Genomic DNA, 267 nt, shown 5'->3' on the forward strand with positions numbered 1-267 from the left:
CCCTAAAAGTGCTTGAGCAATTCCAAGGCGCTGTCTCATTCCAAGTGAATAGGTTTTGACCTTATCGTGAATTCTTTCGGTTAAGCCGACAAGTTCGGTTACTTCTTTGATCCGTTCCTCCCCGACCCCTTCGAGCATCCGGGCAAAATGCAGCAGATTGTTATAGCCTGAAAGATAGGGATACAATTCCGGATTTTCTACAATGCAGCCGAGGTTCTTTAAGGCACCTTGGAAGTCTTCTTCAATATTGTAACCGCATATGTGGAT

1 protein-coding gene is annotated in these 267 nt (G+C 44.9%); it reads right to left on the reverse strand.

The window, feature by feature from the left end:
- Positions 1 to 267 (reverse strand): ATP-binding cassette domain-containing protein (locus tag RYX56_RS22800; protein WP_317124182.1); only part of this gene is annotated, 267 nt, incomplete at both ends.

It is taken from the genome of Alkalihalophilus lindianensis, from assembly GCF_032843265.1.
GTDB classification, from domain to species: domain Bacteria; phylum Bacillota; class Bacilli; order Bacillales; family Bacillaceae_D; genus Alkalihalophilus; species Alkalihalophilus lindianensis.